This is a genomic window from Solimonas terrae, from assembly GCF_011067135.1.
Lineage (GTDB): Bacteria > Pseudomonadota > Gammaproteobacteria > Nevskiales > Nevskiaceae > Solimonas > Solimonas terrae.
Map to the genome: position 1 here is coordinate 391,088 of NZ_JAAMOW010000003.1, position 15,693 is coordinate 406,780.

The following is a 15,693-nucleotide window of genomic DNA, read 5'->3' on the forward strand; positions in this document are numbered from 1 at the left end:
CAACCAACGGTATCGGACGATGAACATCAGCATTTTCGGCATGGGTTATGTGGGCGCGGTCTGCGCGGCCTGTTTCGCGGAGCGCGGCCATACCGTGATCGGCGTCGACGTATCGGCCGACAAGGTGCGGCTGATCAACGCCGGCAAGTCGCCGATCGTCGAGCCCGGTCTGGAGGAACTGCTCGCGGCCGGCGTGAAGTCGGGGCATCTGCGGGCGACCAGCGCGACCGCCGAGGCGATCGAGAGCACCGAGATGTCGATGATCTGCGTCGGCACGCCGAGCAAGCGAAGCGGCGATCTCGACCTTGGCTACATCGAAGCGGTCACGCGCGAGATCGGTGCCATGCTCAAGCGCAAGAAGGCAAGGCATACGGTCGTCGTGCGCAGCACAGTGCTGCCGGGCACCGTCAACGGCCTGGTCGTGCCGCTGCTGGAGGAGGCATCCGGCAAGCTTGCCGGCGTCGATTTCGGCATCGCGGTCAATCCGGAATTCCTGCGCGAAAGCACCGCGATCTACGACTACAACCATCCGCCGATGACGGTGATCGGCGAGTGGGACAAAGCCTCCGGCGATCTGCTCGCCTCGCTCTATCAGCACCTGCCGGCGACCATCATCCGCAAGTCGATCGAAGTCGCCGAGATGGTCAAGTATTCGTGCAACGTCTGGCACGCGACCAAGATCTCGTTCGCCAACGAGATCGGCAACATCGCCAAGTCGCTCGGTGTCGACGGCCGGCAGGTCATGGAAGTGGTCTGCCAGGACTCCAAGCTCAATCTTTCCGATTACTACCTGCGGCCGGGCTTCGCGTTCGGTGGTTCCTGCCTGCCCAAGGACGTGCGCGCGCTGACCTATCGCGCGACGCAGATGGACGTCGAGATTCCCTTGCTGAAATCCCTGATGACGACCAATGGCGTGCAGGTCAGGAAGGCCTTCGATCTGGTCGAGTCGTTCGGCAAGCGCAAGATCGGCATGCTCGGCCTGTCGTTCAAGGCGAAGACCGACGATCTGCGCGAGAGCCCGCTGGTCGAGCTGGCGGAGATGCTGATCGGCAAGGGCTACGAGTTGTCGATCTTCGACAAGAACGTCGAATACGCGCGCGTGCACGGTGCCAACCGCGAATACATCAACGGCAAGATTCCGCATATCTCGTCCTTGCTCAAGCCGGATCTGCAGGAAGTGATCGACGGCTCCGAAGTGCTGGTGCTCGGACTGCGCGATCGCAGCTTCGAGAAGTACGTCAACGGCTCGCGCGACGAGCGCAAGGTCGTCGATCTGGTCGGCTTCATGCCGCATCCGTCGACCGACGACATGCAGGGCATCTGCTGGTAGGCCGGGCACTGACGATGAGTGCGTTCGCGTCCGCCGGCGATGCTGTCCATGCGATGCCGCGTGCCCCGGAAGACCGGCCGCGCGGCCTCGATCTGGCCGGCTGGCTGATGTATGCCACCGCGCTGGTGTGGATCGCCCTGCTGTTGCCGGCCGACGCGTTCCAGCCCGGCTCGGCGAACTACGTGCTGGCGATCGGCGCACTCGGCATCTGGCGCTATTCGCTGCGTGCCATCCACTTCGTGCGCGGCATGTTGTTCCTGCATCGCGAATATCCGCGCCTGCGTCGCGAAGTGGAGGCGCTCGGCGACGCCGCGGCGCCGTCGCATGTGTACCTGATGATCACGAGTTTCCGCATCGACGCGCAGACCACCGCCGAGGTCTACCGCGCGACGATCAGCGAAGGCATGCGCTGCGGCTGGCCATGCACGGTGGTCGCTTCGATCGTCGAAATGAGCGACGAGCGCATCGTGCTCGAGCTGTGGCGGCGCCTGGCACCGCCGGCGCACATGCGTCTGAAGATCGTCCGCATCCCGGGCACCGGCAAGCGCGACGGCCTTGCCCAGGGTTTCCGTGCGATCTCGCGCGACATGCCGGACCCGGATGCAGTGGTCGCGGTCATCGATGGCGACACCCTGCTGGAACCCGGTGTCGTCAGCCGGACCGCGCCGTTCTTCAGGCTGATGCCCGGTGTCGGCGGTCTGACCACCAACGAGTTCTGCAAGGTGGAGGGCAGCCATGTGATGAGCGAGTGGCACAAGCTGCGCTTCGCCCAGCGTCACCTCAACATGTGCTCGATGGCCCTGACGCGCCGGGTGCTGACGCTGACCGGCCGCATGTCGCTGTTCCGCGTCGGCATCGTCACCGATCCGTGCTTCATCGACGACGTGCAGAACGACGCCCTGGACCACTGGCGGCTGGGCCGTTTCAAGTTTCTGACCGGCGACGACAAGTCGAGCTGGTTCAGCCTGATGCGGCTCGGCTGGGACACCTGGTATGTACCGGACGCGGCGATCAGCACGGTCGAGCATCCGCCGCATCGCAGCTTCATCAAGGCCAGCCGCCAGCTGATGTTCCGCTGGTACGGCAACTCCCTGCGCCAGAACGGTCGTGCGCTTGCTCTCGGACCGTCGCGGCTGGGCTGGTTCACCTACTACGTGCTGCTCGACCAGCGCATCCTGATGTGGACCGGCCTGCTCGGCCTGGCGCTGGCGATCGCCGCCAGCATCAAGTTCGGCAGCATCATGTTCCTGGTCAGTTTCGCGCTGTGGGTCGGCATGACCCGCCTGCTGATGAGCTGGTTGCTGCTGCTGTCCGGCCATCCGATCGGGCCGGCGTTCCCTCTGCTTCTGTACTACAACCAGATCGTCGGCTCGATCGTGAAGATTCACGTCTCGTTCCGGCTCGACCAGCAGTCGTGGACGCGGCAGAAGACCCGGCTTGCCACCAGCGGCGACGGCTTTCAGACCCGCTTCAACTGGTGGTCCTCGCACCTGCTGATGTTCGCCGCGATCAGCGTGTTCGCGGCCGTCGTGCTGTCGATGGTGGAGCTCTGACCGCCATGACGTTCTCCGCAAGCCCCGCAACTTTTTCCGAAGGAACCAGCCATGGATGACGGTAGCTCTCCCAATGTCGTGCACGAAGCCGAGGCGCAGCGCCAGCATCCGCGCGTACGCGTGCCGGGTCTCGTGCACGTGGCGCAATCCGCCGGCGAACATCGCTATGCGCTGCAGGATCTGTCGGCCGGCGGCCTGAGCTTCGTCGTCAGCGACAAGGCCCGCTTTGCGACGAACGATGTCTATCGGGCGCGTCTGTCGTTCACGATCGCTCCGGTCGCTTTCGTTCTGCCGGTGAGCTTCCAGATCCGCAATGTCAGCGCCGACGGCAAGCGCGTCGGCGCGATGTTCCAGAACCTCGGTGCACGCGAGATCGCCGTGCTGCGGCAGGTGATCGGCGGCACGCTGGCCGGCGAACTGGTCGCGACCGGCGATGTCATCACGGCACTGTCACGCGACAACTTCACCAAGGCGCGGCAGACCCAGCCGGCCAGCAGCAGCCTGAGCGGCAAGGCCCGCGCCCGCGCGCTGACGATGACGGTCGCGATGTTCGCCCTTGGCCTGCTCGCGTTCTTCTATGCGATCGGCAAGCTGTATGCGATGGCGTTCGTCACGCGCGCGTCGGCAGCGAAGATCGCGGCACCGAGCTATTCGGTGGTCATGCCCCGCGACGGTACGTTCTTCAGCCTCGTGCCGCCGGACGGCATCGTCAAGAAGGGCCAGCCGCTCGGCTCCTTCCAGGCCGCGATGCTCGATGTCGTGCAGACCGACATCGGTTCGCTGCACCTGTCGCCGGAGCAGCTTTCGCAGCTGATGGGCGACCAGCTCAAGGGCACCTTGAGCAGCCCCTGCGACTGCAAGGTCCAGCAGCAGTTTTCGGCCGACGGTCAGTATGCGAATCGCGGCCAGCCGCTGTTCGAGCTGGTGCCGGCCGACGCGCGACCGTATGTGCTGGCGCGCTTCCGTTTCGACAACATCGACGATCTGCCGATCGGCAAGACCGTCGCGTTCACGATTTCCGGCGAGGGTGGCGAACGCTACGGCAAGGTCAAGGATGTGCGGCTGTTGTCGGCGGCCGGTGCCGAATCGAGCACCAGCAGTGATGCGCGTGGCCTCAACAATCAGGGCTCGGTTGCCGACGTGATCGTCACGATCGAGCCGATACGCGCACTCGATCCGTCGCTGATCGATCGTCCGGTCGAGGTCCAGCTCGGCGGTCAGACGCTGATCTGGAGCAAGCTGTCGCACCTCGGCGATCGTCTGGCCCGCGAGGTGCAGCCGGCATGAACCGGCGCACGCCATCGCGGCTGCCGTCGCGCGGCCTGGTGTCGCTGGCGGTTGCCGCGCTGGTTTTCGGCGTGCGCTACGACGCTTACGCCTACGGCAATCATCGCGACAAGCAGGGTGAGGGTGCACTGGTCGAACACGCCGAAGGCCTGCCGGATCTGGCGCGCGGCAGGCAGGCCGCCATCGAGGGCCGGCTCGATGATGCGGAAGCCGATCTGAAGCCGCTCGCCGAGCGGGGTTACGTCGAGGCGCAGATCGCACTCGCCAGTCTGTACGCCGAACTCGGCACGCCTGAACGCGTCGCCGAGGCGATCGGCTGGTTGCGCACCGCACGCAACAGCAGCCCGCTCGACACCGAAACGCCTTTGGGTCGCCTGCTGGTCCGACAGAACGACGAGGCTTCGATCGGCGAGGGCCGGGCCTTGCTCGGCGACGCCTGGCAGCGCCATCACGACCCGGCTGCGCTCGCCGGCCTGATCCGGCTCTACAGCGAGCAACCGCGGCGCGACGCCGATCACCAGGTTGCGGCGCTGGTCGCACAGGCCGAGCGCATCGGCACGCCGGACGTGCGGGGCGCGATCATCGACTGGTATCGCAGCACGCGCGGCGACGACGGCCATGCCGACAAGCTCGTATCGCTGTGCGATCGCTGGGTGGACCAGGTGCCGGGCTGCTACGTCGATCTGGCGCGTGCCGCGCGTGCCGACGGCCACGCCGACCGTCTGCAGTCGCTGGTCAAGGCGGCCGGCGACCGGTACGCCGACGGACGTGTCGATGCGCCGACCCTGGCGTCGCTGGCACGCGTGCTGGTCGCACCGCTGGACACCGGTGACGACGATGACGACGACGGTGCGGCGCCGAGCGCGCCGGTCCGGATTTCCGATGTCAGCGAAGACGAAGGCGAACTCGGCGACACCGCCGTGCAGGCACAAGCGGCGCGCGGCGATGGCAGCCAGGTCTGCACGCGCGTAGTGCTGACGCCGCCCGATGGCGCTGCGGTCGCCACGACGACCGGCGCGTCGGCCGCGCGTGGGTTGCCGGCACAGGCCGACATGGCCAATGCGCTGCTCGGCAAGCTGTTCGCCGGGCCGACCGAGGCCGCGGTGCTCGCTGCCGGTGTCGTCGCCCGCTATCCGTATCTGTTGCCGAACGTCGACGTCCAGGCGCGACTCGAGCGGGGCGCCACCCAGGGCGTGCCCGAGGCGTCGCTGTATCTCGGGCAGCTCTATCTCGGCGGCGAGCGCACGCAGCGCGATCCGCAGCAGGCCCTGCGTTATCTGCAGCAGGCCGCTGCGCAACCGGCGACCGCGCTCAAGGGCCATTACTACCTCGGCCGCCTGTACCAGTACGGCTATCTCGACGAGAGCCGGCCCTTGCTCGCCGCGCAATACCTGATGTGGTCGGCGCGGCGCGGCGATGCCGCGGCCGACGGCGCGCTCGCGCGCCTGTTCGTCAACGGCAAGGGTCTGTGCCCGAACCTGCGCAACGCCGACGTATTTGCGCGGCTCGGCGCGCACGAGGGCAGTGCGTCGGCCGCGCAGCTCGAACGACAGATCGCCGCACTGCTGCCGGCCGAGCAGCTGGCCAGCGTCGATCAGATGTACAGCGCCGAACTCGCGGTGCGACCGTCGGCCTACCAGATCCCGAAGACCATGCTCGCCGAAGCGGCGGCGATCGCGCGCCAGCATGGCATCGATCCCGCAGCCGACGACGCGGCGGTCGACGGCGCCGCCGTCGCGAACGTCGATCCCGCGACGGGCCGTGGTGGCGACGCAGTCGATCCCGCGATCGACAACGAAGCGGTCGACGCGAGCGCGGCCAGCGATACTCCGGCGGTCCCCGCTGTGCCCGCCGCCGCTGCGACCTCCGCAGCAGTGGACCCGGCGCCGTCGTCGCCGGCCGCGACGGCGCCGGTGGACCGTGCGTCGCGCGAAGCGCAGACGATTCCGGCGTCCGACGCCGATGCCGTGCCGGACATCGCCACGACCACGCCTGCTACGCCACCGTCGGGTGTCGACGCTGCCGTGTCCGAGGCTGCGCCGACGCCGCCGGTTCCGTCCGCCACACCGCCCGCGACCGCCGCTCGCGACGCGCTGGCCTTGAAGTTGAGCGCGCGGTTCGCCACGCCGCCGGCGACGCCGCAGGCACCGCTGCATCTGTCGCATCGCGCGTCGGACGATCCGGCCTTGCGCAAGCTGCTGGAGTCGTCGTCGCAGACTGCCGCCACGCCTTCATCAACGGTGACCGAGCCGGTGCAGGCGATCGAATACACCGTACCGCTGCAGACGCCGGCAACGCAGCCCGGCGTTCCCGATCCTTCGCGTTCCGGTGATCCCTCATGAAAACAAGATCCGGCCGCTCGACGACGAGCCTGCCCCGCAACACCCTGTCGCTGGCGATCGCCGCGGCTTTCGGTCTGTCCACACCGCTGGCGGCGCATGCCGTCGAAGCCGACTGGCGTCTGAAAGCGACGCTCGCCGGTGTCGCCGACGGCGGCCGCGATCTCGGTCTGCAGGATGCGAAGGACACGCGCGAGGGCTATATCGATACAACGCCATGGCTGCATCTGCAGTTCTCGCCCGACTGGGCGGCGTTCCTGCGAATCCGCGGCTATGCGCCGACCGGCAGCCTGCTGCAGTCGGGGCAGGACGACAACAACCAGAGCGCCAGCAAGCAGGCCTTCGTCGGCCTGGACGAAGCCTGGTTCGAATACGGCGGCCTGACCAGCTATCCCGGCGAGGCGCTGCGCATCGGCCGCCAGCGTCTGCGCAACGACGACGCGGAGTTTTTCGATGAAGACATCGATGCCGTGCGCTGGATCTTCGACACCACCCTGCTCGATGCCGATCTTGGCGTGGCGCGCCAGTCCGACACCTACCGCACGGACGATGTCGAACTGCCGGCGAATCAGGACCATCGTACCTACAGCTTCGGCAGCCTGGCCTGGGACTGGGCGGCGCGCCAGCAGATCGGCTTTCGCGTCGTCCATGCCGACGACGACAATCATCTGCAGGCGGTCGGCGACACGGTCGAGACCGGGCGACGCCTGAGCAAGGGCCAGCAGACCTGGATCAACGCGCACGTCGACAACCATCCGTATGACTGGCAGCAACTGCAGTCGGTGTCGTACTGGCTGTCGGCGAGCTATCTGACCGGCAGCCGCGACCGACTCGAAGTCACGCCGACGGTCGATCCCGTCAGTGGCGAGACCAGCGAGCTTGCGAGCGCGCAGGTGCACGACGATCTCAAGGCCTGGGCCGGCGACGCCGGACTGCGCGTGCGCCTCGGCGGTCCGGTGCAGGCCGGCGTCGCGTACGCGTACAGCGAGGGCGACGGCAACGGCGAGCAGCAGTACGAACAGACCGGCCTGCAGAGCAACTACTCGCGTTTCACCGGCACGCGCACGCAGATCTATCGCTACAACGATGCGCTGCGCCCCGAACTGGGGAACCTGCAGGCCGCGACGGCCTTCCTGTCGGCCGACGCCGGCGCCTGGGATGCGAGCCTGATCTACAACAAGCTGCGCCGCCCCGACGCGGACGCCCCGATCGTCAGCGACAGCCTGCGCGTGTCGCCGACCGTGGCCTCGCACGATCTCGGTCAGGGCGTCGATCTGGTGCTGACGCGCTACTTCGACATCACCGGTGCGGGTACCGCGACCGCGTATACGCCGGACGACAGCGGCGACAGTTCGATCCGTCTGCGCGGCTCCTGGTTCAAACCCGGCGATGCCTACGGAAACGATGCGAAGAACGAGTATCGCGTCGTGCTGGAGTTCACCGCGTGGTATTGAGGCCGCAAGCCGGCGTCTGGCTGGCGGCGCTGCTTTGCGCGCTGCTCAGCGGCATCGCCGCGGCACAGCTCGACGGCGACGCCGCGCCCGACGAGCCGGCGATCGCCGTGCCCCGGGTACCGAGCGGCCCCAGCATCGACAACAGCACCGACAACGGCCACGACAATGCCGATGCCGACGATGAAATGATCGACGCCGACAGCGACGATCCCGGCGAGCGCTATCAGACCGACGGTTCCGATCAGGACGACAACGCCGAGGACGATCGCATGCTCGCCGACGCGGCGAAGCGGCCGTACGTGGTCGATGTCACCAGCGGTGCGTCGTTGAAACTCGATCCGCCCGAGCTGCCGGACCTGAGCCGCTACACGGCAGCCAATGCGATCGCCAAGATCCGCAAATCGCCGCACGGCCATGCCGAAGTGCGCAGCATGCTCGACGAGCTTTCGTTCAGGAGTTTCATGGGGCGCGACGAGCGCATGCGCGACTGGGCGGCGCGCCAGAAGTCGCTGCCCAAGGTGATCTTCGTCCACGGCTACATGACGCCGCGCGACATCGCGCAACAGGTTCCGCGCGAGTACTTCCAGCAGACCGCCAGGGGCGTGTTCGTCGCGCGTCTGCCGATCGACGTGCGACCGGACGCGACCCTGCACATCGACGATTCGGTTTCGGACTTCCGTCTGTCCATCAACCGCGGCGCGTTTCTCGTCAACGAGGGCAAGCTGTTCATCACCGGCGCGCGCCTGCGTGGCTGGGACGAGGCGAAGAACGCGCCTTCGACCTTCATCGACAAGCATCGCTTCCGGCCGTTCATGGTGTCCTGGGGCGGCTCGCAGACCTACATCATCAAGAGCGTGGTCGCCGATCTCGGCTACGCCGCGTCGAAGTCCTACGGCGTGTCGATCTCGCAGTTCTCGCCGTCGCTGGCGCCGAAGATGAACCGGCCGAATCCCACCGGCTGGCTGATCGATTCGGAGTTCTACGACAACTGGTATGGTTTCTACTGCTACGAGGCTGAGGATGTCGTGATCCGCGGCAATGACTATCACGACAACATCAAGTACGGCATCGATCCGCACGATCGTTCGCGGCGGCTGATCATCGCCGAGAACAAGGCGCATGACACCAGGGAAAAGCACGGCATCATCGTGTCGCGCGAAGTCGACGACAGCTGGATCATCGACAACCAAGCCTACGACAACAATCTCTCCGGCATCGTCGTCGACCGCAACAGCATCAACAATGTCGTCGCCCACAATCGCGTCTACCGCAATCACGCCGACGGCATCACGATCTACGAAAGTCCGAAGACGTTGATCTGGCAGAACCTCGTCAGTGCCAACCGCCGCCACGGCATTCGTGTGCGCAACAGCACCAATCTGCGCCTGTACGGCAATGTCGCGATCGGCAACGGCCTGTCCGGCATCTACGGTCACATCAAGAATCTCGCCGGCACCGGCCGCAACCTGCGGCTCGATCCGTTCCACGAGCGGATTTCGATGACGGTCGTCGGCGGCCAGCTGATCTCCAACGGTTCCAGTCCGGTCGGTATCGACCAGCCGCTTAGCCTGGAGTTGTACGACGTCGACATGCGCGCCCCGCAGCGCCAGCTCGGCATCAAGTTCACCGGCATTCTCGGCAAGCACCAGGAACAGGTGCTCGACGTGCTGATGCGGCAGAAGAAGGCCGTGATCCTGCGGCCCGCCGACGCCACCGTGGCCAGCGCGAAATAGGGAGCGTCAGAAAAATGGTCTTTTCATCGAATGTCTTCCTGTTCCTGTTCCTGCCGATGTTCCTGGCGATCTACTACCTGACGCCGGATCGTGGTCGCCTGCGCAACTACGTCGTGCTGATCGGCAGTTACGCGTTCTACGCCTGGTGGCGGATCGACTTTCTCGCGCTGTTCGCCGCCGTCACGGTGTGGAACTACCTCGTCGGCATGGGCATCGCCCGCAATGGGCGCGGCACGCCGACGGCGAAGCGCTGGCTGGTCGCCGGCGTCGTCGTCGATCTGGCGACACTCGGGTACTTCAAGTACGCGAACTTCGGCGTCGGCAGCCTCGATGCCCTGCTGCAAGGTATCGGTCTGCAGCCGTTCGCGTTCGAGCACGTGATCCTGCCGATCGGCATTTCGTTCTACATCTTCGAGTCGATCAGCTACATCAGCGACGTCTACCGCGGTGACGTCGAAGCCACCGAACATCCGGTCGACTTCGCGACCTTCATCGCGCTGTTCCCGCACCTGATCGCCGGGCCGGTGTTCCGCTACAAGGATCTCGCCGACCAGTTCGAGCACCGCGAGCACAGCGTCACGCTGTTCGGGCAGGGCGCGCTGCGCTTCATGCAGGGCTTCATCAAGAAGGTCTTCATCGCCGACTCGATCGCGCCGCTGGTCAGCCACGCCTTCGCGCTGGCGAATCCAACCACGGCCGATGCCTGGCTCGGTGCGCTGTCGTACACGGTGCAGCTGTATTTCGACTTTTCCGGCTACAGCGACATGGCGATCGGCCTCGGCCTGATGATGGGCTTCCGCTTCGTCGAGAACTTCAACCAGCCCTACATCAGCCAGAGCATCACCGAGTTCTGGCGGCGCTGGCACATGAGCCTGTCGAGCTGGTTGCGCGACTATCTCTACATCTCGCTGGGCGGCAATCGCGGCGGCACGGCGAAAACCTACCGCAACCTGTTCCTGACGATGCTGCTCGGCGGCCTCTGGCATGGCGCCAACTGGACCTTCCTGTTGTGGGGTGCCTGGCACGGCGCGATCCTCTGCGTCGAGCGCGTGCTCGGCGTGAAGGCGAAGGTCGAAGGTTTTCGCGTCTGGCGCTGGGCGCCGACCTTGCTGTTCGTCGTGCTCGGCTGGGTCATGTTCCGCGCCGAGAACGTCGGCACGGCGATCGATTTCTACGCCGCCATGTTCCGCTTCGACGGCGCCGGTTTCTCCGACGTCTACGCCAGCTCGATCACGCAGCTGCAGCTGACGACGATGGCGGTCGCGATCGTCGTGCTGATCGTGCGTGGCGCGATGGTGCATCAGGAGACCGCGGCCGCCCCGCGGCCGCCGATCCGCGCCGCGCGCCTGCGCGCGATGAGCGCGGCGCAGTGGCTGGTCTGGCCGCTGTTCCTGCTGGCGGTCCTGAAGCTGTCGGCGCAGAGCTATTCGCCGTTCCTCTATTTCCAGTTCTAGGTTCAAGGACGAACGATGAAAGAGTCCAGGGAAAATCAGGTCGCGCAGGCGGCACGCACGCCGGCATTGCACGCGCTGCTGTTCATGGCGGCGGTGCTGGCGATCGCGGTCGCGGCCGCCGTGAAGTCGCGCCACTACGAACCGAAAGTCGATCAGGCCGTGCTCGACGGGCGCATGGCGCACGATTTCGAAACCCAGTACGACCACGATTTCCCGGCGCGCAACTTCGGCATCAGTCTGTGGGCGGCGATCGATTACGTGCTGTTCCATGAAGCGGGCAGCGGCGTCGTGGTCGGCCGCGACGGCTGGCTGTATACCGACGAGGAATTCAGGGTCGATGACCAGTCGGCCTCGCGTGTCGCGCGCAATCTGGCGACGATCGCCGAGGTCGACGATCGTCTCGCCGCGAGCGGCGTCAAGCTGGTGGTTGCCATCGTCCCGGCGAAGGCCCGCGTCTATCCCGAGCACCTCGGCCGGCGCACACCGCCATCGCTGCATCAGGCGCTCTATGTGGAGGCCGGTCAGGCGCTGACGCACGATGGCATCGCCCATGCCGATCTGCTGACGCCGCTGCGCGACGGCAAGACTCAGGGCGCGAGCTTCCTGCGCACCGATACGCACTGGACGGTTCGCGGCGCGCAGCTGGCAGCGCAGGCGATCGCGACCGTCGTGCGTCGGCAACTGCCGGCCGCCGATGCCGCGAAGGCGTTCACGACCACGCGTTCGGCGCCGCAGGTGCATCGCGGCGATCTGCTCAACTTCCTGCCGCTGGCGCCGTACTTTTCCTGGCTGCTGCCGCCGGCCGAGACGATCGTGCCGGCGCATACGCAGAGCGCCGGCGCCGGCGATCTGCTCGGCGCCGGTGTCGCGCCGCGCATCGCGCTGGTCGGCACCAGCTACAGCGCCAACCCGAACTGGAACTTCGTCGGCGCGCTGCAGCAAGCGCTCGGCGAGGATGTTGCCAGCTACGCCAGGGATGGACTCGGCCCTTTCGCGCCGATGCGGGATTACCTCGCCGGCAGCGATTTCAAGGATGCGCCGCCGCAGCTCGTGATCTGGGAAATCCCGGAACGCTATCTCGCGGTCGCGGCGCAAGCCGCCCGGCACCCGTCGGCGTCGGCCGCACCCCAGCCGCCGGCCAACGGACCGGCCGGACTTTGAGTTGATCTTCACGGAGCAAGCGATGAACAAGACCCCATTCCCGATCCGCCGCCTGACACTGCCGCTGGCGACCGCGCTCGCCGCTGCAGCATTGCAGGCCCAGGCCGGACTCTATCCACCGGCGGCGCCACCGGACTCGGCCTTCGTGCGTGTGTTCAACGACACCACGCAGGGTCGGCTCGACGCGCAACTCGGCGACAAGCGCGTACCCGATGCCGCGCCGATGGATGCGAGCAGCTATGTGTTCCTGCCGCCGGGTCGGTACGACGCGAAGATCGGCGGCAAGTCCGACAAGCTTTCGCTCGAAACCAGGCGCTGCTACACGGCGGCGCTGACACCGGCCGAGATCAGGCTGTTCGATCAGGCCTGTTTCAACAGCCAGCTGAAGTCGCTGATCTCGGTCTACAACCTCGTCGACGGCACCACCCTCACGGTCAAGGCCGGTGACAACGGGCCGGCCGTCGTCGATGCGGTCGCCGCCAACGCGGCCGGCCATCGCGAAGTCAACCCGGTCAAGGCGTCGCTGGTGGTGTTCAACGGCGACACCAGGCTCGCCGCCGCAAAGCCGGTGACGCTGGAGCGCGGCAAGGTCTACAGCCTGTTCGTGACGGGCACGACGGCATCGCCGGTGCTGACATGGGTCGTCAACTGAACGCCGTCGCGCGCTGCCTGCGTGCGCCGCTGCTGGTCGCGGCGCTGGTCGCCGCGCTCGGGATCGCGACCCCGCGGCCGGCAGCCGCGGACGACGGCGATGCGCCCAGATACGACATCCAGTTGTGCTGCCAGCTATGTCCGAAGGCGGCCGATCCCGCCGCCTACGACGGCTCGTCCTATCTCGAGGATTTTCGCGTGCTGGAACAGGGACGGGACGACTGGCTGTTCCGCTCCGGCATCGATCTGACGACCGACATCGAGATCAGCGATGCCAGCATTGCGCAGCTGCATCGCCTGGCGGCGGCGCTGCGCGCGCGCGGCAGCGAGCTGGTGATCGTGCTGCAGCCGCCACGCGGCCTGATGGACGTCGACAAGCTGACCGACGCCGAGCGCAAGCACTATGACTTCGCCGCGGCGAAGAAAAGCTACGCACACGCGCTGCAGCGCATCCGCTCGGCCGGCGTCGCGGTTGCGCCGATCGATCGGCTGGTCGACGAGCACAAGGGCTATGAATATTTCTTCCGTCGCGATCACCACTGGACGCCGGACGGCGCCCGTCACACGGCGGCCGTCGTCGCCGACACGGTACGCGCGCTGCCGGCATTCGAGGACGTGCCGCGCAAGACTTTCGTGACGCACACGGCGAGCCTGATCGGCAAGCCCGGTACCCTGCAGAAAGTCGCAACGCAGATCTGCGGCGGTTCGTACTCGATGCAATATGTCAGCGGCGATATCACCGAGCCGGCCGACGGCGGTGACGCCAATGCGCTGCTCGGCGATGCCGGCGCCGCGGCCGGCGACGATGCCAGCGGCGGCGGCCTGCTCGATGTCGCCGATCGACACGACGATGGCGGTGGCCTGCTCGGCGATGCGGGCGATGACGGCGAGGTGCCGCAGATCGTGCTGATCGGCACCAGCAACAGCGACACCAAGGGTGGGTACAACTTCAACGGTTATCTCGAACAGGACCTCGGCGCCGACATACTCGACACGGCCTTGTCCGGCGGATCGTTCGATGGCTCGCTGCTGCATTACCTGCCGAGCGCGCTCTACCAGAAGCACCCGCCGAAGATCATCGTCTGGGAAATTCCCTGGCAGAACTGGCCGGGCGCAAGCAAGAACCCGTACAAGACCTACCGCCAAGCCGTGCCGCTGGTCCACGACGGCTGCGAAGGCCGGCCGGCAGTGCTGTCGAACACCATCGATCTGAAGGCCGGCAGCAACGAACTGCTGTTCAACGGCGGTGGTGCGGCGCAGCCGCTGGTCGGTGCGCGTTACTGGCTGGACCTGCAGTTCGACGATCCGACCGTCAAGGACCTGCACGCCGTCATCTGGTACTTCAGCGGTCAGAAGGAATCGCTGAAGATGCATTTCAACCAGTACGTCGACAACGGCGGCCGCTTCGTCACCGAGTTGCGCAACAACCGCCCGGACTACGCGAAGGCGACCTTCATGGGCGCAACCGTGGAAATGGACCAGCCGCCCGCCAAACCGCTGCACCTGACCGCCAGGATCTGCGAGGCCGAGGGCGCGCCGGGACAACAGACCGCGGCATTGGAGCAGGACGATGGCCATGACTGATGCAATGCGCCGCCTGGCGCTGGGCAGCGCGGTGATCGTCGGTTGCGCGATCGGGCCGGCGCTCGCCGATCGGCTGGTGCCGCCGCCGGGCTACGATGCGCCGGTGTCGCACAGCGGCAAGAGCGAGCCCTGTCCCGCAGCGCCGCCGCCGTTCGCCGGCACGCTGGATTTTCCGAGCAAGTACGAAGGCTCGGACAGTGCGCGCGACACCCTCAACGAAGATGCAGACCGTCGCTACAAGATGCTCACGGCGCCGATCACGACCATGGAAAAAGGCGCGACCAGGCTGGTCGATGCGTACATGGACAGCGGCTCGCCGCAGACCCTGGATTGCGTGCTGGGCTGGTACGGCAGCTGGGCCGACGCCGACGCGCTGCTCGGTCCGGCGGCAAATCACACCGGCAAGTCGATGCGCAAATGGGCATTGGCGAGCCTGTCCGGCGCCTGGCTGCGCCTGCAGTTCTCGAGTTCGCAGCCACTCGCCGCACAGGCGCAGCGTGCCGCGACGATCGAGGCCTGGCTGGGCCGCATCGCGACCCAGGTGCGCAGCGAGTGGAGCGAGGACGATCCGCTGAGCAAGATCAACAACCACTACTACTGGGCGGCATGGGCCGTGATGGCGACCAGCGTCGTCACCGATCGTCGTGACCTGTTCGACTGGGCCAGCGGCATGTACGCGATCTTCGCCCGGCAGGTGGATGCCGACGGCTATCTGCCGAACGAGATCAAGCGCCAGACGCGTGCCGCCGGGTATCAGGTCTACGCGGTGACGCCGGTGGCGATGCTGGCCGCGTTCGGCAAGGCCAATCACGTCGATCTCGCCAGCGAAGGCCACGACGCCTTGCAGCGTGCCGCCGAGCGTGCGGTCGGTGCCTACGACGATCCGCGTGCCTACGAAGCCAGGACCGGCAAGCGTCAGGTGCTCGAAGGTGCGGACGAGCAGCGCTCGAAGCTCGCGTGGCTCGAAGCCTATTGCTGGACGGTGCCGTGCACGGGCGCGCCGGCCGAAAAGCTGGCCAGCCTGCGGCCGCTGAAGAACACGCGGCTCGGAGGCGACCAGACCGCGATCTACCGATAGTCCGCCGTGCGAGGCTGCCAGCGGCCGTCGCCGCGAGGGCGCCATCCAGTCGCGCAATCGGAAAGGCCA

Annotated in this window: 11 protein-coding genes; all 11 read left to right on the top strand. The window is 66.6% G+C overall.

Annotation, left to right across the window (positions count from 1 at the left end; translation table 11 throughout):
• Positions 1–19 precede the first annotated feature (19 nt).
• Genes G7Y85_RS07650 through G7Y85_RS07700 form a run of 11 tightly spaced genes read left to right on the top strand, consistent with a single transcriptional unit; the run spans position 20 to position 15,624 of the window.
• Positions 20–1,330, top strand: coding sequence for a nucleotide sugar dehydrogenase (locus tag G7Y85_RS07650; RefSeq protein WP_166254345.1), 1,311 nt, complete (start codon positions 20–22; stop codon positions 1,328–1,330).
• A 53-nt stretch (positions 1,331–1,383) separates the two neighbouring features.
• Positions 1,384–2,883, top strand: a complete 1,500-nt coding sequence (locus G7Y85_RS07655; RefSeq protein WP_166254693.1) for a glycosyltransferase family 2 protein — start codon at positions 1,384–1,386, stop codon at positions 2,881–2,883.
• A 51-nt stretch (positions 2,884–2,934) separates the two neighbouring features.
• Positions 2,935–4,170: a PilZ domain-containing protein gene (locus G7Y85_RS07660; RefSeq protein WP_166254347.1), complete on the top strand. Its 1,236-nt coding sequence runs from the start codon at positions 2,935–2,937 to the stop codon at positions 4,168–4,170.
• Positions 4,167–6,512: a hypothetical protein gene (locus tag G7Y85_RS07665; RefSeq protein WP_166254349.1), complete on the top strand. Its 2,346-nt coding sequence runs from the start codon at positions 4,167–4,169 to the stop codon at positions 6,510–6,512. The genes G7Y85_RS07660 and G7Y85_RS07665 overlap by 4 nt, the downstream gene beginning before the upstream one ends.
• Positions 6,509–7,963 carry an alginate export family protein gene (locus tag G7Y85_RS07670; protein WP_166254351.1) on the top strand — a complete coding sequence of 485 codons (1,455 nt, stop codon included), beginning with the start codon at positions 6,509–6,511 and terminating at the stop codon, positions 7,961–7,963. The genes G7Y85_RS07665 and G7Y85_RS07670 overlap by 4 nt, the downstream gene beginning before the upstream one ends.
• Entirely contained in the window at positions 7,954–9,696 is a 1,743-nt protein-coding gene (gene algG / locus G7Y85_RS07675; RefSeq protein ID WP_166254353.1) for a mannuronan 5-epimerase AlgG, read from the top strand. The genes G7Y85_RS07670 and algG overlap by 10 nt, the downstream gene beginning before the upstream one ends.
• A gap of 14 nt (positions 9,697–9,710) precedes the next feature.
• On the top strand, positions 9,711–11,150 hold the full coding sequence (locus G7Y85_RS07680) for an MBOAT family O-acyltransferase (RefSeq protein WP_166254355.1): 1,440 nt from the start codon (positions 9,711–9,713) through the stop codon (positions 11,148–11,150).
• A 15-nt stretch (positions 11,151–11,165) separates the two neighbouring features.
• Complete coding sequence (locus G7Y85_RS07685) at positions 11,166–12,311, top strand: alginate O-acetyltransferase (protein WP_166254356.1); 1,146 nt, start codon at positions 11,166–11,168, stop codon at positions 12,309–12,311.
• Between the two features lie 22 nt (positions 12,312–12,333).
• Positions 12,334–12,963 (top strand): alginate O-acetyltransferase AlgF, encoded by a 630-nt coding sequence (locus G7Y85_RS07690; RefSeq protein ID WP_166254358.1) that lies wholly within the window; start codon positions 12,334–12,336, stop codon positions 12,961–12,963.
• A complete protein-coding gene (locus tag G7Y85_RS07695) occupies positions 12,948–14,546 on the top strand; it encodes an alginate O-acetyltransferase AlgX-related protein (RefSeq protein WP_166254360.1) in 1,599 nt (532 codons plus the stop codon). Before G7Y85_RS07690 ends, G7Y85_RS07695 begins: the two co-directional genes overlap by 16 nt.
• Positions 14,533–15,624, top strand: coding sequence for a mannuronate-specific alginate lyase (locus G7Y85_RS07700; protein ID WP_241696056.1), 1,092 nt, complete (start codon positions 14,533–14,535; stop codon positions 15,622–15,624). Before G7Y85_RS07695 ends, G7Y85_RS07700 begins: the two co-directional genes overlap by 14 nt.
• Positions 15,625–15,693: the final 69 nt, after the last annotated feature.

What these genes read in the sequence shown, in the direction of transcription:
- G7Y85_RS07660 (WP_166254347.1), top strand. Translation starts at nt 2,935, where the DNA reads ATGGATGACGGTAGCTCTCCCAATGTCGTGCACGAAGCCGAGGCGCAG.
- G7Y85_RS07655 (WP_166254693.1), top strand. Translation starts at nt 1,384, where the DNA reads ATGCCGCGTGCCCCGGAAGACCGGCCGCGCGGCCTCGATCTGGCCGGC.
- G7Y85_RS07680 (WP_166254355.1), top strand. Translation starts at nt 9,711, where the DNA reads ATGGTCTTTTCATCGAATGTCTTCCTGTTCCTGTTCCTGCCGATGTTC.
- G7Y85_RS07695 (WP_166254360.1), top strand. Translation starts at nt 12,948, where the DNA reads ATGGGTCGTCAACTGAACGCCGTCGCGCGCTGCCTGCGTGCGCCGCTG.
- G7Y85_RS07690 (WP_166254358.1), top strand. Translation starts at nt 12,334, where the DNA reads ATGAACAAGACCCCATTCCCGATCCGCCGCCTGACACTGCCGCTGGCG.
- G7Y85_RS07700 (WP_241696056.1), top strand. Translation starts at nt 14,533, where the DNA reads ATGGCCATGACTGATGCAATGCGCCGCCTGGCGCTGGGCAGCGCGGTG.
- G7Y85_RS07650 (WP_166254345.1), top strand. Translation starts at nt 20, where the DNA reads ATGAACATCAGCATTTTCGGCATGGGTTATGTGGGCGCGGTCTGCGCG.
- G7Y85_RS07665 (WP_166254349.1), top strand. Translation starts at nt 4,167, where the DNA reads ATGAACCGGCGCACGCCATCGCGGCTGCCGTCGCGCGGCCTGGTGTCG.
- G7Y85_RS07670 (WP_166254351.1), top strand. Translation starts at nt 6,509, where the DNA reads ATGAAAACAAGATCCGGCCGCTCGACGACGAGCCTGCCCCGCAACACC.
- G7Y85_RS07685 (WP_166254356.1), top strand. Translation starts at nt 11,166, where the DNA reads ATGAAAGAGTCCAGGGAAAATCAGGTCGCGCAGGCGGCACGCACGCCG.